The 23,151-nt window shown below is 60.4% G+C and carries 26 protein-coding genes and 1 pseudogene; 13 read left to right on the forward strand and 14 right to left on the reverse strand.

The genetic code is table 11. The features are described 5' to 3' along the window. The first annotated feature begins 40 nt into the window (after positions 1 to 40). Entirely contained in the window at positions 41 to 1,207 is a 1,167-nt protein-coding gene (locus tag ACMDB8_RS23115; RefSeq protein WP_056726253.1) for a 1-acyl-sn-glycerol-3-phosphate acyltransferase, read from the forward strand. Between the two features lie 76 nt (positions 1,208 to 1,283). Here ACMDB8_RS23115 and ACMDB8_RS23120 read toward each other — a convergent pair whose 3' ends face one another. Then, a complete protein-coding gene (locus ACMDB8_RS23120; RefSeq protein WP_056726254.1) occupies positions 1,284 to 1,562 on the reverse strand; it encodes a hypothetical protein in 279 nt (92 codons plus the stop codon). Between the two features lie 190 nt (positions 1,563 to 1,752). On the opposite strand from ACMDB8_RS23120, the gene ACMDB8_RS23125 reads away from it, so the two are divergent. Further along, positions 1,753 to 1,959 (forward strand): hypothetical protein, encoded by a 207-nt coding sequence (locus tag ACMDB8_RS23125; protein ID WP_033052291.1) that lies wholly within the window; start codon positions 1,753 to 1,755, stop codon positions 1,957 to 1,959. Positions 1,960 to 2,080: 121 nt separating this feature from the next. Here the strand turns inward: ACMDB8_RS23125 and ACMDB8_RS23130 are convergent, their stop codons facing one another. Further along, a complete protein-coding gene (locus tag ACMDB8_RS23130) occupies positions 2,081 to 2,665 on the reverse strand; it encodes a YajG family lipoprotein (RefSeq protein ID WP_056726255.1) in 585 nt (194 codons plus the stop codon). Positions 2,666 to 2,869: 204 nt separating this feature from the next. Between ACMDB8_RS23130 and ACMDB8_RS23135 the strand changes: the two genes are divergently transcribed. Next, positions 2,870 to 3,109: a hypothetical protein gene (locus tag ACMDB8_RS23135; protein WP_056726256.1), complete on the forward strand. Its 240-nt coding sequence runs from the start codon at positions 2,870 to 2,872 to the stop codon at positions 3,107 to 3,109. A 738-nt stretch (positions 3,110 to 3,847) separates the two neighbouring features. Beyond that, positions 3,848 to 5,356 carry a malate dehydrogenase (quinone) gene (gene mqo / locus ACMDB8_RS23140; protein WP_409078418.1) on the forward strand — a complete coding sequence of 503 codons (1,509 nt, stop codon included), beginning with the start codon at positions 3,848 to 3,850 and terminating at the stop codon, positions 5,354 to 5,356. A 142-nt stretch (positions 5,357 to 5,498) separates the two neighbouring features. Here the strand turns inward: mqo and ACMDB8_RS23145 are convergent, their stop codons facing one another. The 4 genes from ACMDB8_RS23145 to ACMDB8_RS23160 form a co-directional block, all read right to left on the reverse strand. Then, positions 5,499 to 5,786 (reverse strand): PA4642 family protein, encoded by a 288-nt coding sequence (locus ACMDB8_RS23145; protein WP_046041883.1) that lies wholly within the window; start codon positions 5,784 to 5,786, stop codon positions 5,499 to 5,501. A gap of 63 nt (positions 5,787 to 5,849) precedes the next feature. Next, the gene (locus ACMDB8_RS23150; protein WP_409078419.1) at positions 5,850 to 6,335 is read right to left on the reverse strand and encodes a hypothetical protein; all 486 of its coding nucleotides are present in this window, start codon (positions 6,333 to 6,335) and stop codon (positions 5,850 to 5,852) included. Between the two features lie 171 nt (positions 6,336 to 6,506). Further along, complete coding sequence (locus ACMDB8_RS23155; protein WP_056726259.1) at positions 6,507 to 6,980, reverse strand: WbuC family cupin fold metalloprotein; 474 nt, start codon at positions 6,978 to 6,980, stop codon at positions 6,507 to 6,509. Between the two features lie 3 nt (positions 6,981 to 6,983). Next, positions 6,984 to 7,541 (reverse strand): hypoxanthine-guanine phosphoribosyltransferase, encoded by a 558-nt coding sequence (locus tag ACMDB8_RS23160; protein ID WP_008045996.1) that lies wholly within the window; start codon positions 7,539 to 7,541, stop codon positions 6,984 to 6,986. 174 nt (positions 7,542 to 7,715) lie between these two features. On the opposite strand from ACMDB8_RS23160, the gene upp reads away from it, so the two are divergent. Together upp and ACMDB8_RS23170 are read left to right on the forward strand one after the other, a co-directional pair. Then, positions 7,716 to 8,354, forward strand: coding sequence for a uracil phosphoribosyltransferase (upp, locus tag ACMDB8_RS23165; protein ID WP_056726260.1), 639 nt, complete (start codon positions 7,716 to 7,718; stop codon positions 8,352 to 8,354). A 2-nt stretch (positions 8,355 to 8,356) separates the two neighbouring features. Then, a complete protein-coding gene (locus tag ACMDB8_RS23170; protein ID WP_046041878.1) occupies positions 8,357 to 9,631 on the forward strand; it encodes a uracil-xanthine permease family protein in 1,275 nt (424 codons plus the stop codon). A 105-nt stretch (positions 9,632 to 9,736) separates the two neighbouring features. Here ACMDB8_RS23170 and hemH read toward each other — a convergent pair whose 3' ends face one another. Both hemH and ACMDB8_RS23180 read right to left on the reverse strand, forming a co-directional pair. Beyond that, a complete protein-coding gene (gene hemH, locus ACMDB8_RS23175; RefSeq protein ID WP_056726261.1) occupies positions 9,737 to 10,759 on the reverse strand; it encodes a ferrochelatase in 1,023 nt (340 codons plus the stop codon). Between the two features lie 13 nt (positions 10,760 to 10,772). After that, positions 10,773 to 11,675 carry a TIGR01777 family oxidoreductase gene (locus ACMDB8_RS23180; protein ID WP_056726262.1) on the reverse strand — a complete coding sequence of 301 codons (903 nt, stop codon included), beginning with the start codon at positions 11,673 to 11,675 and terminating at the stop codon, positions 10,773 to 10,775. A 196-nt stretch (positions 11,676 to 11,871) separates the two neighbouring features. Between ACMDB8_RS23180 and ACMDB8_RS23185 the strand changes: the two genes are divergently transcribed. The 7 genes and pseudogenes from ACMDB8_RS23185 to ACMDB8_RS23215 all read left to right on the forward strand — a co-directional run bounded on the left by ACMDB8_RS23185 (position 11,872) and on the right by ACMDB8_RS23215 (position 17,662). After that, on the forward strand, positions 11,872 to 12,858 hold the full coding sequence (locus tag ACMDB8_RS23185; RefSeq protein ID WP_056726263.1) for an NAD(P)/FAD-dependent oxidoreductase: 987 nt from the start codon (positions 11,872 to 11,874) through the stop codon (positions 12,856 to 12,858). 154 nt (positions 12,859 to 13,012) lie between these two features. Beyond that, a complete protein-coding gene (locus ACMDB8_RS23190) occupies positions 13,013 to 13,972 on the forward strand; it encodes a YbgA family protein (RefSeq protein WP_409078420.1) in 960 nt (319 codons plus the stop codon). Then, the gene (locus ACMDB8_RS23195) at positions 13,972 to 14,913 is read left to right on the forward strand and encodes a MerR family transcriptional regulator (RefSeq protein WP_409078421.1); all 942 of its coding nucleotides are present in this window, start codon (positions 13,972 to 13,974) and stop codon (positions 14,911 to 14,913) included. Before ACMDB8_RS23190 ends, ACMDB8_RS23195 begins: the two co-directional genes overlap by 1 nt. A gap of 21 nt (positions 14,914 to 14,934) precedes the next feature. After that, entirely contained in the window at positions 14,935 to 16,377 is a 1,443-nt protein-coding gene (gene phrB / locus ACMDB8_RS23200) for a deoxyribodipyrimidine photo-lyase (protein WP_409078422.1), read from the forward strand. A gap of 2 nt (positions 16,378 to 16,379) precedes the next feature. Continuing rightward, positions 16,380 to 16,478 (forward strand): annotated as a pseudogene (locus tag ACMDB8_RS23205) (nuclear transport factor 2 family protein); the annotation flags it as partial. Further along, positions 16,475 to 17,257: an SDR family NAD(P)-dependent oxidoreductase gene (locus tag ACMDB8_RS23210; RefSeq protein ID WP_056726266.1), complete on the forward strand. Its 783-nt coding sequence runs from the start codon at positions 16,475 to 16,477 to the stop codon at positions 17,255 to 17,257. The pseudogene ACMDB8_RS23205 and the gene ACMDB8_RS23210, both read left to right, overlap by 4 nt. Positions 17,258 to 17,356: 99 nt before the next feature. Beyond that, a complete protein-coding gene (locus tag ACMDB8_RS23215) occupies positions 17,357 to 17,662 on the forward strand; it encodes a YkgJ family cysteine cluster protein (protein ID WP_056726267.1) in 306 nt (101 codons plus the stop codon). Between the two features lie 65 nt (positions 17,663 to 17,727). On the opposite strand, the gene ACMDB8_RS23220 is transcribed toward ACMDB8_RS23215, so the two are convergent. The 6 genes from ACMDB8_RS23220 to hemA all read right to left on the reverse strand — a co-directional run bounded on the left by ACMDB8_RS23220 (position 17,728) and on the right by hemA (position 23,101). Next, on the reverse strand, positions 17,728 to 18,246 hold the full coding sequence (locus ACMDB8_RS23220; RefSeq protein ID WP_056726268.1) for an acyloxyacyl hydrolase: 519 nt from the start codon (positions 18,244 to 18,246) through the stop codon (positions 17,728 to 17,730). A 122-nt stretch (positions 18,247 to 18,368) separates the two neighbouring features. Next, entirely contained in the window at positions 18,369 to 19,160 is a 792-nt protein-coding gene (murI, locus tag ACMDB8_RS23225; protein ID WP_056726269.1) for a glutamate racemase, read from the reverse strand. Then, a complete protein-coding gene (locus ACMDB8_RS23230) occupies positions 19,153 to 19,908 on the reverse strand; it encodes a molybdopterin-synthase adenylyltransferase MoeB (RefSeq protein ID WP_223540963.1) in 756 nt (251 codons plus the stop codon). Before ACMDB8_RS23230 ends, murI begins: the two co-directional genes overlap by 8 nt. Beyond that, entirely contained in the window at positions 19,902 to 20,732 is an 831-nt protein-coding gene (prmC, locus tag ACMDB8_RS23235) for a peptide chain release factor N(5)-glutamine methyltransferase (RefSeq protein ID WP_056726271.1), read from the reverse strand. The genes ACMDB8_RS23230 and prmC overlap by 7 nt, the downstream gene beginning before the upstream one ends. Continuing rightward, positions 20,733 to 21,815, reverse strand: coding sequence for a peptide chain release factor 1 (prfA, locus tag ACMDB8_RS23240; protein ID WP_056726272.1), 1,083 nt, complete (start codon positions 21,813 to 21,815; stop codon positions 20,733 to 20,735). It lies immediately after the preceding gene. Beyond that, positions 21,812 to 23,101, reverse strand: a complete 1,290-nt coding sequence (hemA, locus tag ACMDB8_RS23245) for a glutamyl-tRNA reductase (RefSeq protein WP_056726273.1) — start codon at positions 23,099 to 23,101, stop codon at positions 21,812 to 21,814. Before hemA ends, prfA begins: the two co-directional genes overlap by 4 nt. Positions 23,102 to 23,151 lie beyond the last annotated feature (50 nt).

Consider the following 23,151-nt stretch of genomic DNA (forward strand, 5'->3'; position numbering starts at 1 on the left):
CAAAACCTTTACTTACCCTAGCCGTTTCTAACAAGAGAGCATGATGGGCGAATTCGATGCCATCCGACCTTACGACGACAGCGAAGTCCCGGCAGTGCTGGCACGACTGCTAGGCGACAAGGCGTTTCTAGATATCCTCACCCACTTCCGCTTCCCGCGTTTCGCCGGCGCTTTAGGCTGGGCACTCAAACCTCTTATAGCCCATCGGCTGCGCCGTGAGTTTGCCGGCATAACCTCCGTGGCCACGTTACAGGACAAAGTCGAGCATTACGTCGACCATACCATCGAGCGCGCCACCGACGGTGTTACCTATACCGGGGTGGAGCAATTCAAGTCCGGCAGCGCCTACCTGTTCATCGCCAACCACCGCGACATCGTGATGGACCCGGCCTTCGTCAACTATGCCGTGTACCACGCCGGCCTGCCGACCCCGCGCATCGCCATTGGCGACAACCTGCTGCAAAAGCCTTTCGTCAGCGACCTGATGCGTCTGAACAAGAGCTTCATCGTGCACCGCTCGATCAGCGGACGCCGGGAGAAAATGGCGGCTTATCAACTGTTGTCGGCATACATCAACCATTCGATCCGCAACGATTGCGCCTCGATCTGGATTGCCCAGGCCGAAGGCCGCGCCAAGGACGGTGACGACCGTACCGAATCGGCGATCCTCAAGATGTTCCACATGAGCCGCAAGGACGAGCCGTTCGGTGAAGTCATCCAGTCGCTGAACCTGACCCCGGTGTCGATCAGCTACGAGTACGACCCGTGCGACCAGGCCAAGGCCCGCGAGCTTTTCATCCGCGCCAGCACCGGCAGCTACACCAAGGTGCCGGGCGAGGATGACGTGAGCATCGCCAAGGGCATCACCGGCTACAAGGGCCGGGTGCATGTGAACTTTGCCGCGCCGATCACCGAACTGTTCGAAGACACCAAGCAATTGGCGGTCGAGATGGACAGGCAAATCCTCAGCGGATACCGCTTGTTCCCGGTGCACTACCTGGCTTATGCACAGTGGAAGGACGCCGATCCGCAGTTGCAGGTACCGAAGGCCGCTGAAGTGTTCCCGACCGAGGAACTGACCAAGGCCCAGGAAGAATGGCAACGCCGCCTGGACGCCTGCCCTGAAGAGCATCGTCCATTCCTGGTGCTTCAATATGCGATGCCGGTACGCAATCAGTACCGGGTGAAGGCCGGATTGCCGCTGTAAGCGGTATCGGCTGGATGTGAAAACGGCGCCCTCGAGGCGCCGCTTTTGTATCTGTTCACCACAGTTTTGCGCTTACTCAAACCTGAGTGCTGATCCACGACACCAGCAGCGCCATCCCCATGCAGGCAAAACCGAAGATGTAGAAAAACCGGTTCATGCGCAAGGTCGCCCAGTCCAGCGTGGGCTCTGCGTTGGGACTGCTCTGGCGCTGCGCCTGCAAACTGGCCATCGCACGCAGTTCGCGACGACGGGTGGCGTGCAGCAACCAGCCACCCGGGAAGGCAAAGAGCAAGGCCAGCAGATTGATCAATTTGGCGGGATGGGCGGTAAACAGCGTCATCAAGTGCAGCGACATCACGAACCTCAAGTAAAACAGGTGGCAGGTGCCGGGCCGGCGACCGCGGCGCGGATTCTACCGAAAGCCTGCGCACCTGCCCTCGTTTTCCGACAAATAACGAAGCTTTTGATCAATGGCTGTCCTGAGTCACGGCTTCGTCATCTGTATCGGCGAACATGCGCACCTCGAAACCGACACGGATCACGTCATGCTCCACGCCGAAAACCAGGATCGTCTTTACCTCATCACCCCCAGCGAAGAACAGCAAGCCCTCGTCGGCAGCCTCGCTTTCAATGTTCAAGACCGCCATTGGCTGGTGTATTGCGCACTCGGTGGCCACCAGCATGCCGATTTACCGGAGGCGGATTTGCTGACGGGCGTGAGCGTGCTGGACTTTTACTCGCAAGCGGCCTGACGATATCTTCCTGTAGGAGCTGCCGCAGGCTGCGATCTTTTGATTTTGATCTTCGGCGGCTCCAAACCTTAAAGACAAGATCAAAAGATCGCAGCCTGCGGCAGCTCCTACATGGCTCGCATTACTCGCCGAGAACCTGACCCACAGTCGGGTCCTTGAACAGGCGGGTCAACGCATCACTGAGCACATCGCTGACCAGCTTGGTGTTGGTTTCCTGGTTAGGCGCCATACCGAAGCGCTGGTCCAGGGACGCACCGTAACGGCCGCTGTAGCGACGGTTGGCGTTTTGCACATCTGAGCGGAAAGTCGCGCCGATGGTCGCTTCGGTCACGTACATGCCTTCTTTAGGCGACTGATACTTCAGCTCGGCGAGGGTCACGGTGATTTGCGGTGCATTCGCCGCATTGGCGGTCGGGGTGAAGCCCAACAGGCGCACGGCAGCTTCGGCCTGAGCCTGCAGTTTCGGCAGGATCTGCGCGCCCTGCACGGTGATCGCGCTGGTCTCCGGGTACAGGCCACCACGGGTGCCGAGGGTTGGCGACGGACGTCCGTCCACCACACGCACCACAACAGGCTGACCGTGGCCGACGGGCGCCAGTTGAGCCGTCAACTTGGGTTCCGGGTTCAGTTGTTGCGGGCTGTGGGCGCAGCCAACCAGGGTCAAACTGGTCACAGTGATCAAACCGAACAACAGGCGTTGCAACATGCTCTTCTCTCCAGAATCAGGCACAAACAGGCCGGCAGTATAGCGGTGCGCCACCGCGGGGAACCAGCACCGCACAGTGTTTGATTATATCTCTGACAAACCCTTGCTCATGCGGTTCCTGTCACACAGATGTCACCCCCCATACACTTGCACGTAATGGCCTGCAGGCAACCTTCTCGGCAGTCACCCAAACGGTATTTTGCCATGCGCCATCTGATCTCTCTGTTCGCGCCACGCCCACTGCATCGCTGCTTCGCCCTGCTCGACCGCAACGGCCGCTGCCAGGCCTTCAGGCAGTGCAGCCTCCAGCCCATGGGCGATGGCTGGGTTGAAATCGAAGAGATCCGCCTGAACTGGCTGAATCAGCCACTGCCTGCCGGTGCCCGCGTCGTTTCCCGGCAGCACCGGCCACGCTCGCGTGCACAGCATCTGATGACGACCTGACCAAACACCTAATAAAAGTCATTAAACACGACCATTTCCCTGCGTTTCTTAGATACAATCTCCCCCCGATTATAAGGACGTCTCCTGATCGGGCCTCGCAGCATCGTCAATGCGCTTGTATTGACACCCCGAACCGCCCACAGAGAGCCGCCCACACAGATCGAGTGAAGCTGGCGCGCTTGCTGTTTTATTGAGCAAAACCTCCACTTTTCGCGAATCTGCAGAGCTGTCATTACGCTCGGTCACTGAGCTGTTTGCCCGTTTTGCCTGCCCTGTATCCCATGGCGGCAATCCATCCGGGCACGGTGCCAGCCTGGGACAGCCCTTTTTTGAGGTTCACGTCTTCAAAAGAGCGTGAAAAAAACGGGTTTTCACAACTTCACAAGAGTGTGGCGAGCAAATGAATAGTTTTGCGTCTGAACATGCACCATTAGCGTCTACAACAGCCCAACGACACAGGACCGAGTATTCCTCGAACACCGGAGCCTGAAGCCTGTCCGCTACGGATTTGGTTGCACAAACGGATGTATCGACCATAAGTCGAATTGCCTCCCGCGCGCCGAAATGAGTTCATATGGCTCATAGGCCCGGCAGGTAGCGTCCGTCGAAGTTGCGATAAATTGCGAAGATTCGGACATGGCGATACTGCCATGAGATCCAGGGGCATCACTGACTCGCCCCGGAACGCCTGGCAGCCATGCCGACAATTTGGTGCTGCAGATTTTGGAGACGCGTTAAATGGCGCATAACGAAGCAGTCGACGTAGTACTGGTTGGGGCCGGCATCATGAGTGCCACCCTTGCAGTACTGCTCAAAGAGCTCGACCCCGCGATCAAGCTGGAAGTCGTCGAGCTGATGGATTCCGGTGCCGCGGAGAGTTCCAACCCGTGGAACAACGCCGGTACCGGTCACGCCGGGCTGTGTGAGCTCAACTACACGCCGCAGGCCGCCGATGGCACCGTCGACATCAAGAAAGCCGTGCACATCAACACCCAGTTCGAGGTGTCGAAGCAGTTCTGGTCGTACCTGACCAAAAAAGGCACGTTCGGCTCGTGCAAATCGTTTATCAGCCCGGTGCCTCACCTGAGTTTCGTGCAGGGCGACAGCGGCGTGTCCTTCCTCAAGGAGCGCTTCAAGGTGCTGAGCAAGCACCACGCCTTTTCGGACATGGAGTACACCGAAGACAAGGCCAAGATGGCCGAGTGGATGCCGCTGATGATGCCTGGCCGCGATCCTGGCGAAACCCTCGCCGCGACCCGCGTGATCAATGGCACCGACGTCAACTTCGGCGCCCTGACCAACCAGTTGCTCAAGCACCTGACCAGCGCACCCGATGCCCAGGTCAAGTACTGCAAGCGCGTGACCGGCCTCAAGCGCAGCAACGGCGGCTGGACCGTGAGCATCAAGGACGTCAACAGCGGCAACACCCGTGAAGTCGATGCCAGATTCGTCTTCCTCGGCGCTGGCGGTGCGGCACTGCCGCTGCTGCAGGCTTCGGGCATCGAAGAGAGCAAAGGCTTCGGCGGCTTCCCGATCAGCGGCCAATGGCTGCGTTGCGACAACCCGGAAGTGGTCAAGCACCACCAGGCCAAGGTCTACAGCCAGGCTGCCGTAGGTTCGCCGCCAATGTCCGTGCCGCACCTGGACACCCGTGTGGTCGAAGGCAAGAAGTCCCTGCTGTTCGGACCTTATGCCGGTTTCACCACCAAGTTCCTCAAGCACGGCTCCTTCATGGACCTGCCGATGTCGGTTCGCGCCGGCAACATCGGGCCGATGCTTTCCGTGGCAAAAAACAACATGGACCTGACCAAGTACCTGGTCAGCGAAGTGATGCAGTCGATGGAGCAGCGCCTGGAGTCCCTGCGCCGCTTCTACCCTGAGGCGAAAGCTGAAGACTGGCGCCTGGAAGTGGCCGGCCAACGAGTGCAGATCATCAAGAAAGACCCGAAAAAAGGCGGCATCCTGCAATTCGGTACCGAACTGGTCGCGGCCAAGGACGGTTCCCTGGCGGCACTGCTCGGCGCTTCGCCAGGTGCCTCGGTGACCGTTTCGATCATGCTTGAGCTGATCGAAAAATGCTTCCCGGGCAAAGCCAAGGGCGAATGGGCCAGCAAACTGGCAGAAATCTTCCCGGCCCGGGAAAAGGTCCTGGAAACCGACGCTGCGCTGTATCGAAAGATCAATACGCAGAACAACGTTGCCCTGGAACTGGTTGAAGCCAGCAGCGAAACCGAAAGCTACGCTTGATTCGGCCTTATAAAAAACGCCCCGTTCTCACTGAGAGCGGGGCGTTTTTTTATGCCTTTATAAGATCGCAGCCTTCGGCAGCTCCTACAGGAGGTACGCCGTTCCAAAGTAGGAGCTGCCGAAGGCTGCGATCTTTTGATCTTTAACCGCGAGCTTTTTCGATCAGCTCGATGTAATCCGGCGCGTTGCGCTGATCCTTGATCAGGGCAACGAAGTCATTTCCGTGCTCATCCTTGCCATTGACGTCGTAACCCGCTTCGACGAAGAACGTCAGGAAACGCGCGAAATCGTCGATGCGCAGGCCACGGTAAGCCTTGACCAGTTTGTGCAGGGACGGCGAAGTCGCGTCGACCGGTTCGAAATCGAGAAACAATTTGATCTGCTCATCGCCGATCTCGTCACCAATCACTTGTTTTTTATCTTTACGCATTGCCGACTCCAGCTCGCAGACATTTCACGGGGCGGGCAGTTTACCCCTGCGCAGGCACAAGGCTCAACGCGGACGAGTACTGCCGGTGTGCAGATCGGCCCAGACATGGCCATTGGCATAGCTGAGAAACTGGCAATACACCGTGTCGTTGCGCAACAAGTCGATCACCACCCGGTATTGCGCCAGCGGGTAATAGAGGGTCAGGGTCTTGCTCGCCTCGTCGTAAACCGGCTTCTTCAGGCTTTTGCTTTCACCATCGAAGTTGACCAGCACCTGACTGATGGTGGCACCCTTGTTCAGGGATTTGCCCTTGAGACGAATCATTAATGGGGACGTGACCGGAATCGGCTGTTGATTGGATTGACGCTGAGCACCGACCACCACCGAATAATCGGTGACCTGCATCAGTTGCTGCTGTTCGGGATCACTGTCACGCAGGGTCAAGTCATCGGGCGGCAGGAACTGCGCATGCATGGGCGCCGGCGCGGCGGCCAGGGGCAGGCTGAGGGTCAGCAACAGGGCTGTGCAGCAGCGGATCGAACGGCTCATGGCAGGCTCCGGAATCGGGGCCGAGCACTCTAGCATGGGCTGAAGGAAGTGGTTCAAGTGCACAGAAACCCCTGTGGGAGCGGGCTTGCTCGCGAAAGCGGTGTGTCAGCTAATTTGATGTCGGCTGACACGCCCTCTTCGCGAGCAAGCCCGCTCCCACAGGGGCAAAGATCAGTCGAACTGCGCGCGCATCCAGGCCTGATACTCGGCAACACCAGGCTCGCCTTCGCGTGGCGCCCAATGCGCCAGCTCACCCTCACCGACCGGGCGATAAGGTCCGGCCTTGCATTCGAACATCAGGCTGTCGGCCTCGAGCACCACCAAACCGTGGAACACACCGGTTGGCAGGTCCACGCCAACACAGTCGCCACCGGCCTGGAGCACGGTCTTGCTGAGCACCGCACCGGTCTCGTCAAAGATCAACACACCCAGCCGCCCCTTGAGAACCAACAGGGTTTCGGCCTTGTTGTCGCCCAAATGCCGGTGAGGCGGGATATACGTGGACGGCTGCAACCCCACCGCCATGCGATGGCAGGCGTCTTCCATCTGATGGAAGTTGTGATGCTGGCGCCCACGAGGACTGGCCGCGGCTTTCCCGGCCAGCTCGGCGAACAGGGTCTGATCCAGAAAGCGAGGCGTATCCATGTCTTACATTCCTTTAACGGCGAAAATCCCGTTGGCGTTACGCCAGTAGCCTTTGTAGTCCATGCCGTAACCGAAGATGTAGCGATCGATGCACGGCAGGCCGACGAAGTCGGCCTTGAGGTCCGGACGGGCCTTGCGGTCGTGGTCTTTGTCGATCAGCACGGCGGTGTGCACTTTGCGGGCACCGGCGTGTTTGCAGAAGTCGATGATCGCGCCCAGGGTGTGACCTTCGTCGAGGATGTCGTCGATGATCAGCACGTCACGGTCGATGAAGGAAACTTCCGGCTTGGCTTTCCAGAACAGGTCGCCGCCGCTGGTTTCGTTGCGATAGCGGGTGGCGTGCAGGTAGGACGCTTCCAGCGGGAAGTGCAGGTAGGTCAGCAGCTTGCCGGAGAAAATCAGCCCGCCGTTCATCACGCAGAACACCACCGGGTTGCTGTCCGCCAGTTGATCGTTGATTTGTGCACCGACGCGGGCGATGGCCGCCTCGACTTCAGCTTCGGTGTACAGGCAGTCAGCCTCTCGCATGATTTGACGGATATGCTCGAGATCAGCGGACATGGCGCTCTCCAAGGTTTTGGGGGGAGGGACGGATTCGGAAAAGCGGGCAAAGGTACGCATCAAGCGAGGCCAGATCAAGCGTTTGTGGACTAACGTACTGTATGTCTATAGGACAACACCCTCGGATAGATTAATCTAGGCCGGTTTTTTTGCCCGCCGCCGGAGCCTTTCCCCATGCCCATCCATGAGATCCGCCACCCGCTGATCCGTCATAAACTTGGCCTGATGCGCCGCGCAGACATCAGCACCAAGAATTTCCGTGAGCTCGCTCAGGAAGTCGGCGCCTTGCTGACCTATGAAGCCACCAAAGACCTGCCGCTGGAATCCTACGATATCGAAGGCTGGTGCGGCACGGTGTCGGTCGAGAAAATCGCCGGCAAGAAGATTACTGTCGTGCCGATCCTGCGTGCCGGCATCGGCATGCTTGAGGGCGTGCTCAGCCTGATCCCGGGGGCCAAGGTCAGCGCCGTCGGCGTTGCCCGCAACGAAGAAACCCTGCAGGCCCACACCTACCTGGAAAAGCTGGTTCCGGAAATCAACGAACGCCTGGCGATGATCATCGACCCGATGCTCGCCACCGGCAGCTCCATGGTTGCCACCATCGACTTGCTGAAAAAGGCCGGCTGCCGCGACATCCGCGCCATGGTGCTGGTTGCCGCCCCGGAAGGCATCGCCGCCGTAGAGAAAGCTCACCCGGACGTGATCATCTACACCGCTTCCATTGATCAGAAACTGAACGAACACGGTTACATCATCCCTGGACTGGGCGATGCCGGTGACAAGATCTTCGGCACCAAGCAGAAGGACGCGTGACCATGCAGCAAGAGTTCAACGATCCGCTCTGGCGCACGGTGCTGTCGGGTGCACAGATGCTGTTCGTGGCCTTCGGCGCCCTGGTGTTGATGCCGCTGATTACCGGACTCGACCCGAACGTGGCGCTGTTCACGGCCGGCCTGGGGACGATCCTGTTCCAGATCGTCACCGGGCGTCAGGTGCCAGTGTTCCTGGCATCTAGCTTTGCCTTCATCACCCCGATCATTCTCGCCAAGGGCCAGTTCGGCCTGGCCGCGACCATGGGCGGCGTGATGGCGGCAGGTTTCGTCTACACCTTCCTCGGCCTCGCGGTGAAGATCAAAGGCACCGGTTTCATCGACCGCTTGCTGCCGCCGGTGGTAATCGGTCCGGTGATTATTTCGATCGGCCTGGCCATGGCGCCGATTGCCGCCAACATGGCCATGGGCAAGGCCGGCGATGGCAGTGAATTGATTCATTACCAGACGGCAATGATGATTTCGATGCCCGCACTGCTGACCACACTGATCGTCGCGGTATTCGGCAAGGGCATCTTCCGCCTGGTGCCGATCATCTCCGGCGTGCTGGTGGGCTTTGGCATGGCGTTCTACTTCGGTGTGGTCGATACCGCGAAGATTGCGGCGGCACCCTGGTTCGCCATCCCGCACTTCACCGCGCCGGAGTTCAACTGGCAGGCGATTCTGTTCATCGTACCGGTGGCCCTGGCCCCGGCCATCGAACACATCGGCGGCGTGATTGCCGTGGGTAGCGTGACCGGTCGCGATTACCTGAAGAAGCCCGGCCTGCACCGCACCCTGCTCGGTGACGGCATTGCCACCACGGCGGCCGGTCTGTTCGGCGGTCCGCCCAACACCACCTACGCCGAAGTGACCGGCGCGGTGATGCTGACCAAGAACTACAACCCGAAAATCATGACCTGGGCGGCGATCTTCGCCATCAGCCTGGCGTTCATCGGCAAGTTCGGCGCACTGCTGCAAAGCATTCCGGTACCGGTGATGGGCGGGATTCTGTGCCTGTTGTTCGGTTCGATCGCGGCGGTGGGGATGAACACGCTGATCCGCCACAAGATCGATCTGGGCGAGGCGCGCAATCTGGTGATTGTGTCGGTGACCCTGGTTTTCGGGATCGGCGGCGTGCTGATCGGCACCGGCACCGGGCCGGACGATTTCGGCCTCAAGGGCATCGCGCTGTGCGCGGTGGTGGCGATTGGCTTGAACCTGATCCTGCCGGGCAACGACAGCTGGAAGCACAAGAAAGCGGATGAGCCGCTGATCTAAGCAGGTTCGGATTCTTCGCTGACTGAAAGACCCTCTTCGCGAGCAAGCCCGCTCCCACATTTGGAATGCATTCCACCTGTGGGAGCGGGCTTGCTCGCGAAGCTTTTAAAGCGCCAACGGCGCTCGCTCGCACAATGTACTCAACGCCCGAGCCCAATGCGGGTCATCGTTGAGGCACGGCACCAGCACCAGGTCCTCTCCCCCCGCTGCGCGGAATTGTTCCTTGCCGCGATCACCGATTTCTTCCAGGGTCTCGATGCAATCGGCAACGAACGCCGGGCACATCACCAGAATCTTTTTCACGCCGCTTTTGGCCAACTCATCCAGGCGCGCCTCGGTATAGGGTTCAATCCATTTGGCGCGTCCCAGGCGCGACTGGAACGACACCGACCACTTGCCCTCAGGCAACCCCATGCGCTTGGCAAACTCTGCCGCCGTACGCAGGCACTGGGCGCGATAACAGGTGGCGACCACCGCCGGCGACGCTCCGGCGCAGCAATCACCGCCACCCTCGAAGCAGTGACCGGGGTTGAGTTTCTTCAGATGCCGTTCCGGCAAGCCGTGAAAGCTCATCAGCAAGTGATCGAAATCCTGCTCCAGATAGGGCCGGGTCGTGGCCACCAACGCATCGAGGTATTCCGGTTGGTCGTAGAACGGCTGGAGCACCGACAACTGCACGTCGAGATTTTTCTCGCGCACCACGCGCCTGGCCTCCTCGATGACCGTCGTCGTGGTGCTGTCGGCGAACTGTGGATAAAGCGGGGCCAGGGTAATTCGCTTGTGTCCCGCCACGACCAGGCGCACCAGCGTCGATTCAATCGACGGCTCGCCGTAACGCATCGCCAATTCGACCGGACCGTGCTGCCATTGACTGATCATCGCTTGTTGCAGGCGACGGCTGAGCACCACCAGCGGCGAGCCCTCGTCCCACCAGATCGAGGCATAGGCATGGGCCGACTGCTCGGGACGCTTGATCAGGATCAGCGACACCAACAGCCGTCGAACCGGCCATGGCAAGTCGATCACGTACGGGTCCATCAGAAATTGATTGAGGTAGCTGCGCACATCCGCCACCGAGGTGGAGGCAGGTGAGCCCAGGTTGACCAGAAGCAACGCGTGATCGGTCATGCAACGTCCTATTTCAAAGGCGACTGGACAGATCGTCCAAAGCCGCGCGCAAATCCGTGAACTTAAAAGTGAAACCAGCCTGTAACAAACGCACCGGAGTGGCGCGCTGGCCACCCAGCAATAACAGCGACAACTCGCCCAACCCCACCTTCAATACGAAGGCCGGCATCGGCATGAACGTCGGGCGATGCAATACGCTGCCCAGCGCCTCGGCAAACTCGCGGTTGCGCACCGGTTTGGGCGCGCACGCATTATAGGGACCGCTGGCCTCGTTGCGATGCAGAAGAAAATCAATCAGGGCGATTTGATCGTCGATATGAATCCACGGCATCCACTGCCGGCCGTTGCCGATCGGCCCTCCCAGGCCCAGTTTGAACGGCAGTAACAGCCGCGACAAAAAGCCGCCCTGCGCCGACAGCACCAACCCGGTTCGAATGAGGATGACGCGAATGCCCAACGCCTCAGCCCGCTGTGCGGTCTCTTCCCAGGCGATGCATAACTGGCTGGCGAAATCATCGATGACCGGTGGCGACTCTTCGGTCAACTCACGTTCGCCACCATCGCCATACCAACCAACAGCGGAACCGGAGATCAGCACCCGGGGTTTCTGTTCGCGGCTTTCCAGCCAGGCCAGCAGGGTTTCGGTCAGCGAGATGCGACTGCTCCACAACAGGGCTTTGCGTTTGTGCGTCCAGGGCCGGGCGGCAATCGGCGCACCGGCAAGATTGATAATCCCATCGACAGGTTCCTGCCCGAGATCCTCCAAACGGGCAATTCCACGCACTTGGGCACCACATATTTTCGCGACATTTTCAGGTTGGCGACTCCAGACTGTCAGGCGATGACCTTGGCCCAACCAGTGCCGGCAGAGCTGACGTCCTATCAAACCAGTACCGCCGGTCAGCAATATGTGCATGACTTCTTCCTCGCGTGGCGTTTTACCTTGTCCATTAGTCTATTTTTATAAGCAGGGATCTTTGGTATCGAGCAGGCTCTATGTTTAACAATAGGCCAAGCTGTCAGATCGAGAACGCTAAAAGTTATACCAAAAAACAATATTGTACAGGTTTGAACCCCAGCGTAGTCTGTACAGAAAGGTAAACGAGGCCCCTATGACTGTACCTATCGCAATCATCGGCACCGGCATTGCCGGACTCTCCGCCGCCCAGGCCCTGACGGACCTCGGGTACGTGGTTCAACTATTCGATAAAAGCCGCGGCAGCGGCGGGCGCATGTCGAGCAAGCGCAGCGATGCGGGTGCCCTGGACATGGGCGCGCAGTATTTCACTGCCCGCGACCGGCGTTTTGTCAACGAAGTCCAGCGCTGGCAAGCCAAAGGCTGGGTCGCCGAGTGGACGCCGCAGCTGTATACCTACCATGGCGGCCAGCTCAACCTGTCGCCGGACGAGCAGACCCGCTGGGTCGGCACACCCCGCATGAGCGCCATCACCCGCGCGCTGCTCGGTGACCTGGAAGTGCATTTCGCCTGCCGGATCACCGAGGTCTATCGCGGTGAAGAACACTGGCACCTGCAGGACGCCGAAGGCTTCACCCACGGACCGTTCAGCCACGTGGTCATCGCCACGCCGGCCCCTCAGGCCACAGCTTTGCTGGCATCGGCGCCGAAACTGGCCGGGGCCGCCGCCGGGGTGAAAATGGACCCGACCTGGGCCATCGCCCTGGCCTTCGAAACGCCGCTGGAAACGCCCATGGAAGGCTGCTTCGTACAGGACAGCCCACTCGACTGGCTGGCCCGAAACCGCAGCAAACCCGGACGCGACAACACACTCGACACCTGGGTGCTGCACGCCACCAGCGCCTGGAGTCGCCAGCACATCGACCTGTCCAAGGAAGCGGTGATCGAGCAGTTGCACGGCGCCTTCGCCGAACTGCTGCACGACTCCATGCCCGCGCCGAGCTTCAGCCTCGCCCACCGCTGGCTCTACGCCCGCCCCGCCAGCAGTCACGAATGGGGTACCCTGGCCGATGCCGACCTGGGGCTGTATGCCTGTGGCGACTGGTGCCTGTCCGGACGCGTCGAAGGAGCCTGGCTCAGCGGTCAGGAAGCCGCCCGCCGCCTGCATGAGCACCTGCAGTAAAGGGCATCGATCCGAGCAAATCGCTGCTGTCGCCTTGGACAGCAGCCCGCCAAAAACCTATACAAAAAATTTGACTTGTATAACTTCGAATCTATGATGAAGTTATCTTGTACAGACGCGAATGTTTGTACAGGTTCAGATTCGAGGTGCTCCGATGCTCCACTCCCCCGCCAAACCGAAAATCGCCATCAGCGCCTGCCTGATGGGCCTTGATGTGCGCTACAACGGCGGGCACAAAGAGTCGCGGCTGTGCAGCCGCACCCTCACTGACTACTTCGATTTCATCCCGGTCTGCCCGGAAGTGGCCATCGGCCTGGGTGTACCGCGCCAACCGATTCGACTGGTGGGCAGCGCGGATCAACCCGAAGCCGTGGGCACCCTCGATCACAAGCTTAACGTGACGCAACCACTGGACACCTACGGCCGGGACATGGCAGCGCAGTTGGGGGATATCTGCGGCTATATTTTCATGCAAAATTCCCCGTCCTGCGGGCTGGAGCGGGTCAAGGTCTACCACGCCAACGGCGCGCGGGCGGACAGAGACGGGCGCGGGATCTATGCCCGGGCCTTCTGCCTGCGGCACCCGGACTTGCCGGTGGAGGAAGACGGTCGGCTCAACGATCCGGTGCTACGGGAAAACTTCCTTACCCGGGTGTTCGCCTACAGCGCCTGGCAGCAACTGCGCCAGCAGGGCATGACTCGGCGTGGTCTCACGGACTTTCACTCGCGCTACAAATACCTGCTGATGGCCCACAACCCGGTGCAGTACAAAACCCTGGGCCACCTGCTGGGCAACATGGGCAAAACCGATCCGCAGGAACTGGCCCCCCGCTATTTCAGCGAACTGATGGCGGCACTGAAAAAATGCGCCACGCGCCGCACTCACACCAACGTCCTGCAACACCTCAGTGGCTACCTGAAACAGGCCATCAGCGGCGAAGACAAGCAGGAAGTGCAGCACGTGATCAGCCAGTACCGCTTGGGTATCGTGCCGCTGGTGGTGCCGCTGACGCTGCTCAAGCATCACTTTCGCCAACACCCCGATCCGTACATCGCACAGCAGGTTTACCTGCAACCGCACCCGGAAAACCTCAGCCTGCGAAACGCCATCTGATGAAAAAAGGACTCGACACCAGCGCCCGCGAAGACCTCGGCGATGACTTTAAAAAGGCGCTGGACGCAGGCTGGCTGCCGATCCGTGAAGTGGCGCGGCAAACCGGGGTCAATGCCGTGACCTTGCGCGCCTGGGAGCGGCGCTACGGTCTGATCGTGCCGCTGCGCACGCCCAAGGGCCATCGGTTGTTCTCGGCCGACCACGTACAACGCATCCAGACCATCCTCACCTGGCTCAACCGTGGCGTTGCCGTCAGCCAGGTCAAGCCATTGCTCGACACGCCTCAAGCCTTCAGCGAGTCCGTCGACAACGATTGGCACGCCTTGCTGCAAACGTTACTGCTGGCGGTCAGCCGATTGCAGGAGCGTGCCCTGGACGACAGCGTCAATCAGGCGATGGCGCTGTATCCGCCGCGAACCCTGTGCGAGCAATTGCTGATGCCCTTGCTGGCCGCTCTGGAGCAACGCTGGCAAGGCCAGTTCGGGGCGCAGATGGAGCGGGGCTTTTTTTGTGCCTGGCTGCGCAGCAAGTTCGGTGCGCGCATCTACCATAACAACCGTCAGTTGCGCACCGCGCCGTTGCTGCTGGTCAACCATTCGGACCTGCCCATGGAACCGCACCTGTGGCTCACGGCTTGGCTGGTCAGCAGTGCGGATTGCCCGGTGGAGGTCTTCGACTGGCCGCTGCCTGTCGGCGAACTGGCACTGGCAGTCGAACTTCTGCAACCCCGCGGGGTTCTGCTGTACTCAAGCAAAGCCCTGAATCCGGCGCGACTGCCGAAACTTTTCAAAGGCGTCAGTTGCCCAAAAATGATTGCCGGACCAACGGTATGCATCCACCACGCCGAGTTGTCTGCAAGTACTGCCGAGATCGCTGATTTGTACCTGGCCGAAGATCCGTTGTCGGCACATCAGGCACTCGTTCAGCGAGGACTGATTTAAATGGATCCCGTGGATAACAAAATGCAATTGATCTGGCTGCGCAGCGACTTGCGCCTGCATGACAACACCGCCCTCTCGGCCGCCGCGGCTCGCGGCCCGTGCGTGGCGGTGTATCTGCTGAGTCCGGAACAATGGCTGGTACACGATGATGCGCCCTGCAAAGTGGACTTCTGGCTGCGTAACCTGCGCGAAATGAGCCGCGAGCTGGGTCAACTGAACATTCCCCTGCTGATCCGCCAGGCTCCCCGCTGGGATGACGTGCCCAGCGTATTGCTGAACCTGTGCCGAGAGTGGCAGGTCGACGCGTTGCACCTCAACGAGGAATACGGCATCCACGAGTCCCGTCGCGATGCAGCGGTCGCCCGGACGCTACAGGCCGAAGGCATCGAAGTTCACCGCTACCTCGATCAATTGCTGTTCAGGCCCGGGAGCGTGCTGACCCGCACCGGCACTTACTTCCAGGTCTTCAGCCAGTTCCGCAAAGTCTGCTACGAGCGCCTGCACCACTCGCTGCCCAGCCTGGTAGGGGCGCCGCACAAACAAGCACCGCTGAACATTGCCAGCGATGCGATCCCCTTGAGGATCGTTGGTTTCGCAACACCTGCTGCTAACCTGCGCAACCTGTGGCCGGCGGGAGAAGCCGCAGCCCGGCATCGCCTCGACAGCTTTAGCGATGCACAGATCGAGCACTATCAAAGCGAACGGGATTTCCCGGCGAAGCCCGGTACCAGTCAGCTCTCGGCCTATCTCGCCGCCGGGGTGATTTCTGTACGCCAATGCCTGCACGCGGCCTTGAACAGCAATCAAGGTGAATTCGAAAGCGGCAAGACCGGCGCCGTCACCTGGATCAACGAACTGCTGTGGCGCGAGTTTTACAAACACATCCTGGTGGGTTACCCACGGGTTTCCCGGCACCGCGCGTTTCGTCCGGAAACCGAAGCCCTGGCCTGGCGCAACGCCCCAGAAGAACTGGCCGCCTGGCAACAGGCGCGTACCGGCTTGCCGATCATCGACGCCGCCATGCGCCAACTGCTGGCAACCGGCTGGATGCACAACCGCCTGCGCATGGTGGTGGCGATGTTCCTGACCAAAAACCTGCTGATCGACTGGCGCGAAGGCGAACGCTTTTTCATGCGTCACCTGATTGACGGCGACCTGGCGGCGAACAATGGTGGCTGGCAGTGGAGTTCGTCCACCGGCACCGACTCGGCGCCTTACTTCCGGATTTTCAACCCGTTGAGCCAGTCGGAAAAATTCGACCCCGAAGGCGTGTTCATTAAGCAGTGGTTGCCGGAACTGGCCGGACTGAACAAAAAGGACGTGCACAACCCCGCCAATCTCGGCGGCCTTTTCGGTGTTGTGGATTACCCCCCACCGATCGTCGACTTGAGCGCTTCCCGTACGCGTGCGTTGACGGTATTCAAAAACCTGCCCTTGCGGCAGTATGCCGCCGTTGGATCATGAATTATCGCCTCCGGGATGACTTCGATGCCGGGGCTTTGCATGATGGACATTTACCCGTATTGGGCCGGGCAATTGCCCGGCTGAAAAGGAGATTGGGATGAGTCGTACGCTCGCACGACGATACTGGCTGACCGGTGCCAGCAGTGGCATTGGTGCCGCCCTGGCCGAAGAAATCCTCAAAACCGGTGCGCACCTGGCCGTCAGTTCGCGCACCGTGGCACCACTGAAAGACTTGTCGCTCCGTTACCCGGGGCAGGTGCTGGTGGTCGCCGGAGACCTGACCAACAGCCAGACCGTGCGCGAGATCGGCGAGCAGATTGCCGAAGACTGGGGCTCGCTGGACACCGTGATACTCAACGCCGGTACCTGCGAGTACGTGGATGCCAAGCAGTTCGATGCGTCGATTGTCGAGCACGTGGTGCGTACCAACCTGTTGGCCAGCAGTTATTGCATCGAGGCCGCCCTGCCTTTGCTGCGGGCCGGTACCGCACCGCATATGATCGCCATGGCCAGCACGGTGACTTACCTGCCACTGCCCAAGGCAGAAGCCTGCGGCACCTCAAAGGCCGGGCTGCGTTACCTGTTCGAGTCACTGCGCATCGACCTGGCCCCGGAAGGCATAGAACTCACGGTGATCAGCCCCGGGTTTGTCGAGACGCCGCTGACAGCGAAAAACGACTCCTCCATGGCTTTGAGCTGGCCGGTGGAGAAAGCCGCGCGGCACATCTTCGAAAAACTCAAGGACCGCCCGCTGGAAATCGCTTTCCCGGCGGCGTTCATGGGCGCCCTCTGGCCACTCGCCAAACGGCCGGACCAAGTGAAACTGGAAATCGGCAAGCGCATGATACGCAGCCAGCCGCCGATCAAGGATCAACCCTGAAAATCGCCATTATCGGCATCGGTATCCCGGACGTTCCGATACTTGAGCGTCCGTCCGACCTTTCACACAGCACCCGGTGACTGCCTTACACTGCGCACCATGAAAACCATCCCCCATACGCAAATCGCGGAACCCGCAGTCACCTGCTCGACCTGCGCGGCCTGCTGCTGCCAGCTCGAAGTCATGCTGATCACCGATACGGGCGTGCCTGAACGGTTCATCGATACCGATGACTGGGGTGGGGAAGTGATGCTGCGCCTGGATGACGGCTGGTGTGCCGCGCTGGATCGCAACACGATGATGTGCACCATCTACGAAAAACGCCCGCTGATCTGCCGGGAGTTCGAGATGGGCGCACCGGAGTGCATCGAAGAGCGCCAGGGGATTTCGACGGCGTATCGCTAGTTTGAAGTTGTCCCAATACCAATGTGGGAGCAAGCCCGCTCCCACATTTAGTACAGCGTTGCGCCTTACAACGGCATCGTGTAATGCAATGCGTAACTTTCTACACCATCGTTCGGAGTGGTGATCCCGGCATTGGAATAGTGCGTCGCGCGGACCCCGACTTCATGCCCGCCGGCAAAGCGCAAACCGAAACCAAAGCGGTCTTCAAACTGGAAGGCGCTGCCCAGATCGTTGTTTTCGACTTCGGTGCTGGCAAAGGCTGCCACGCCAACCCCAAACTCGATGTAGGGTTTGACGTTCTGGCCGGAAAATTCATAAACAAGCACGGGCGAGAACGACAGGCTGTGGTTACTGGATGTCTTGTCACCTTCCCAATAGGTGTAGGCGCCGTCCCAATAACCGGTCAGACGACCCACGTCACTCTGACACCAGCTCTGGTCCCAATCGAATTGCATCCCCAATCGATAGGTCATGGTCGACTCGCCGGTTTGCCCCACGGCAAACTCCACACCTGCCGCCTGCGCGGTAAAAGTGTGCCCCAAAAGTGCGGCCGCAATCGCGGCCAAGCAGAATAGTCGCTTCACTTGAAACTTCCTTTTGCGAACGATTTCGTATGGTTTTTTTGTTGCCAAGCCCTGCAAAACTATAGAAGTCAGCGATTTATCAGAAGTTCACCCGACTCTTCGTATTCCCCCCGGACAGCCTTCTACCTGCTGAAGCTTCGCACAACGCCAGCCGTATTCCACAATATCGGCAAGATATTTCTGAAATGTAGCGGATCGGCGCTGGTCCAGAACTGTGCCTCACGGGCCGGCCCATCGGCGAGCAGCTCGCCTTCGGCCAGCAGACGCTGAAGTTGCCGCGCGACGGCGGCGCCGGTGTCGATCAGGCTGATGTCCTCGGGGATCATCTGCCGCAGCATCGGCTTGAGAAAGGGGTAGTGGGTGCAGCCGAGAATCAGGGTGTCCGCGCCGGCAGCCAGCAGTGGCCGAACATATCCAGCCAACAGCTGACGCAACTCCGGGCTGCGCAGGTCGCCGTTTTCAATCAGCTCCACCAGCCCGGGGCAGGGCTGGGTGATCACTTTCACGTCCGTGGCGAAGCGGTCGAGCAACGCGGCGAACTTGGCGCTCTGCAAGGTACCGGTGGTGGCCAGCACCCCCACCACGCCGGAGCGGGTTGCGGCGGCGGCCGGCTTGACTGCCGGCTCCATGCCAACGATGGGCCATTCTGGATAGTCGCGACGCAAGTCGGCGACACCGGCAACCGTCGCCGTGTTACACGCCAGCACCAAGGCCTTGGCGCCCTGTTGCCGAAAGAAGTCGGCCATCACGCTGCAACGCTGCCGGATAAATTCCGGGGTTTTCTCGCCGTAGGGAACATTCCCGCAGTCGGCGACGTACAGCAGAGATTCATTAGGCAGCAAACGCTGGATCTCGGCCAGTACCGAGAGCCCGCCGACACCGGAGTCGAACACGCCAATCGGCGCTTCACGCATGTTTCGACCCACAGACACTGCAGCCCGGATCGCGCTTGACCCGCAATTCACGGAAGCGCGTGCCCAAGGCATCGATCAACAGCAGGCGCCCCACTAGCGGCTCGCCGAATCCGGCCAGCAACTTCAGCGCTTCAAGCGCTTGCAGACTGCCGACCAGCCCCACCAGCGGACCGACCACGCCGGCCTCGCTACAGGTCAATTCGGCTTCGCTGCCGTGCCCGTATAAACAGTGGTAGCACGGACTCTCCGGTCGACGCGGATCGAACACCGACAGTTGCCCTTCGAGGCGAATCGCCGCACCGCTGACCAGCGGTTTGCCGGCCGCCACGCAAGCGGCATTGACCGCTTCACGGGTGGAAAAATTGTCGGAACAATCGAGGACCAGATCCACCCCACCCACCACGGCGGCCAGGGAATCCTCATCCAGCGCCGCACGATGGGCGATCAGTTGAATCTCGGGATTGATCGCGGTCAGGCGCTTGATTGCCGAATCGACCTTGGTCATGCCGACGCTGTCGGTGTCGTGAATGATCTGGCGTTGCAGGTTGGTCAGGTCGACCGTGTCGAAGTCCGCCAGGTGCAACTCGCCAACCCCGGCGGCCGCCAGATACAGCGCCACGGGCGCGCCAAGGCCGCCAAGGCCGACGATCAATACGCGGCTTTGCTTGAGCCGCAACTGGCCGTCGATATCGATGTGTTGCAGCAGAATCTGCCGGCTGTAACGCAACAATTCCTGATCATTCAGCACGGCAGGCGCCCCAGACTGATGCGTTGGTGACCGCCCAGATCGGTGCGGCTGTGGACTTCTTCAAAACCCCGGGTCAGCAGCAAATCGCGGACCGCCTCGGCCTGATCATAGCCGTGTTCGAGCATCAGCCAACCACCGGCATCCAGATGGTCCGGTGCCTGGGCGACGATCAGCCGCAGATCGTCGAGCCCGTCGATACCCGCCACCAGGGCGCTGGCCGGTTCGAAGCGCACATCGCCCTCGACCAGATGCGGATCGGCCGCTGCGATGTAGGGCGGATTGCTGATGATCAGTTGAAAGCGCTGACCTTCCAGAGCGCTGAACCAATGGCTGCTCAGCACGGTGGCGTTACCCAGATGCAGGCGCTGGCGATTGCGTTCGGCCAGGGCCACGGCCTCCAGCACGCGATCCACGGCGGTGACATTCCATGCCGGGCGTTCGCTGGCCAGGGCCAGGGCGATGGCGCCGCTGCCGGTGCCGAGGTCGAGTACCCTGGCCGGTGTGGCCGGCAACAGTTCCAGCGCGGCTTCCACCAACAACTCGGTGTCGGGGCGTGGGATCAGCGTGTGCGGTGCCACTTCCAGGTCCAGTTTCCAGAAACCCTGCTGGCCAAGAATATAGGCCACCGGCTCACCGCTGCGGCGGCGTTGCAAGTATTCGGCAAACGTCAGCGCCGCTTCGCTCGGTACGATGCGCTCCGGCCAGGTGTGCAAAAAACTGCGGGACTTGCCCAACGCCGCCGCCAGTAGCAGTTCGGCATCCAGACGCGCCGTCGGCGAGTCGGGTAAATCGGCGGCGCGCAACAAACTGGCAATGATCGTCATTTACTCACCTATCGCTGCCAGTTGATCGGCCTGGTACTCGGCCAGCAACGGCTCGATCACCGCCTCGACACCGCCGGCGAGGATCTCGTCGAGGGAATACAAGGTCAGGTTGACCCGGTGGTCGGTGACCCGGCCCTGGGCAAAATTGTAGGTGCGGATGCGCTCGGAGCGATCACCGGAGCCGACCAGCAACTTGCGCTCGCTGGCGATGGCGTTGGCCGCAGCGGAGGTCTGCTGATCGTTCAGCTTGGCCGACAACCAGGACATCGCCCGGGCGCGGTTCTTGTGCTGTGAACGTTCCTCCTGGCACTCAACGACGATGCCGGACGGCAAGTGCGTGATACGGATCGCCGAGTCGGTCTTGTTGACGTGCTGGCCACCGGCGCCGGAGGAGCGATAGGTATCGACGCGCAGGTCGGCCGGGTTGATCTCGATGGCCTCCTGTTCGTCCGGCTCGGGCAATACCGCCACGGTGCAGGCCGACGTGTGGATGCGGCCCTGGGATTCCGTCGCCGGAACCCGCTGCACACGGTGCGCGCCGGATTCGAACTTCAGCTTGCCGTAAACGTTGTCGCCCTCGACCCGGGCAATCACCTCTTTATAGCCGCCGTGTTCACCCTCGTTTTCCGAGAGGATCTCCACCCGCCAGCCACGACGCTCGGCGTAACGCGAATACATGCGGAACAGGTCGCCGGAGAAAATCGCCGCCTCGTCACCGCCGGTACCGGCACGGATCTCGAGGAACACATTGCGCCCGTCGTTCGGGTCCTTGGGCAGCAGCATGCGTTGCAGGTCGGCTTCGAGCGTGACCAGGCGTTCCTTGGCCTCGCGGACTTCTTCCACGGCCATTTCACGCATGTCCGGGTCGCTGTCCTTGAGCAGTGCCTGGGCGCCTTCGAGGTCGTCCTGCACTTTCAGCAGCTGTTTATAGGCGCCCACGATCGGTTCAACTTCCGCGTACTCCTTGGAATAGGTGCGGAACTTGTTTTGATCGGAAATGACCTCGCCGTCGCCCAGCAGGGCAGTCAATTCCTCGAAACGGTCCTGGAGGATATCCAGCTTATTGAGCAGTGACGCTTTCATTGCGGTTTTTTATCCGAAAAGCTATCCGATGAGCCCTCACCGAGGGCAAAGAGTTCCTGGGCCATCGCCAGCGCATCCAGGCGACCTTCGGCAGAGAGCTTTTTCAACTGCACGCTCGGTGCATGCAACAGTTTGTTGGTCAGCCCGCGAGCCAGTTGCACCAGCACCTCTTCGGCACTGCTGCCGTTGGCCAGCATGCGCTGGGCCTTTTGCAATTCTTCGTCGCGCAGGCGTTCGCTCTGTTGACGATAGGCCTTGAGCACGTCCACCGCCGCCAACTCACGCAGGCGGACCATGAAGTCTTCGGCGCCGATCGAGACCATCTCTTCGGCGGCCTGGGCTGCGCCCTGACGACTCTTGAGGTTCTCGGCAACCACTTCGTGGAGATCGTCGACGCTATACAGGTAAACGTCGTCCAGCTCGCCGACTTCTGGCTCGATGTCGCGGGGAACAGCGATATCCACCATGAAGATCGGTTTGTGCTTGCGCAGTTTCAAGGCGCTTTCCACTGCACCCTTGCCCAGGATTGGCAACTGGCTGGCGGTGGAACTGATGACGATGTCGCTGCGCACCAGCTCTGCCGGAATATCCGACAACAACACCGCATGAGCACCGAACTGTTCGGCCAGGATGCTCGCGCGCTCCAGGGTACGGTTGGCGACCACAATGCGCTTTACACCCAGGTCATGCAGATGGCGGGCGACCAGGGTGATGGTCTCGCCGGCACCGATCAGCAAGGCCTGGCTGCGTTGCAGGTCGCTGAAAATCTGCTTGGCCAGGCTCACCGCGGCAAACGCCACCGATACCGGGTTCTCGCCGATAGCCGTGTCGGTGCGCACCTGCTTGGCCGCATTGAACGTGGCCTGGAACAGCCTCCCGAGCAACGGCCCGATGGTCCCGGCCTCGCGAGCCACGGCATAGGCCGACTTCATCTGGCCGAGAATCTGCGGTTCGCCCAACACCAGCGAGTCGAGCCCGGAAGCGACCCGCATCATGTGACGAACTGCCGCATCATCTTCATGCACATAGGCGCTTTCGCGCAGCTCGTCGTAGCTCAAATGATGATATTCGGCCAGCCAGCGCAGCACGACGTCTGCCGACAGGTGATCCTGTTCTATATAGAGTTCACTGCGATTGCAGGTGGAGAGGATCGCAGCTTCGCGGCTGTCGGTGAGTCGGCAGAGCTGCTGCAAGGCCTCAACCAGCTGCTCAGGGGTAAAAGCCACGCGCTCGCGGACGTCTACTGAAGCAGTCTTGTGGTTAATACCGAGTGCAAGGAAGGCCATTCAAAGTCGCTGATTGTGACGTGAAGCCGACAATTGTCCTACTTCGACGG

It is taken from the genome of Pseudomonas monachiensis (genome assembly GCF_047345015.1).
GTDB lineage: Bacteria > Pseudomonadota > Gammaproteobacteria > Pseudomonadales > Pseudomonadaceae > Aquipseudomonas > Aquipseudomonas monachiensis.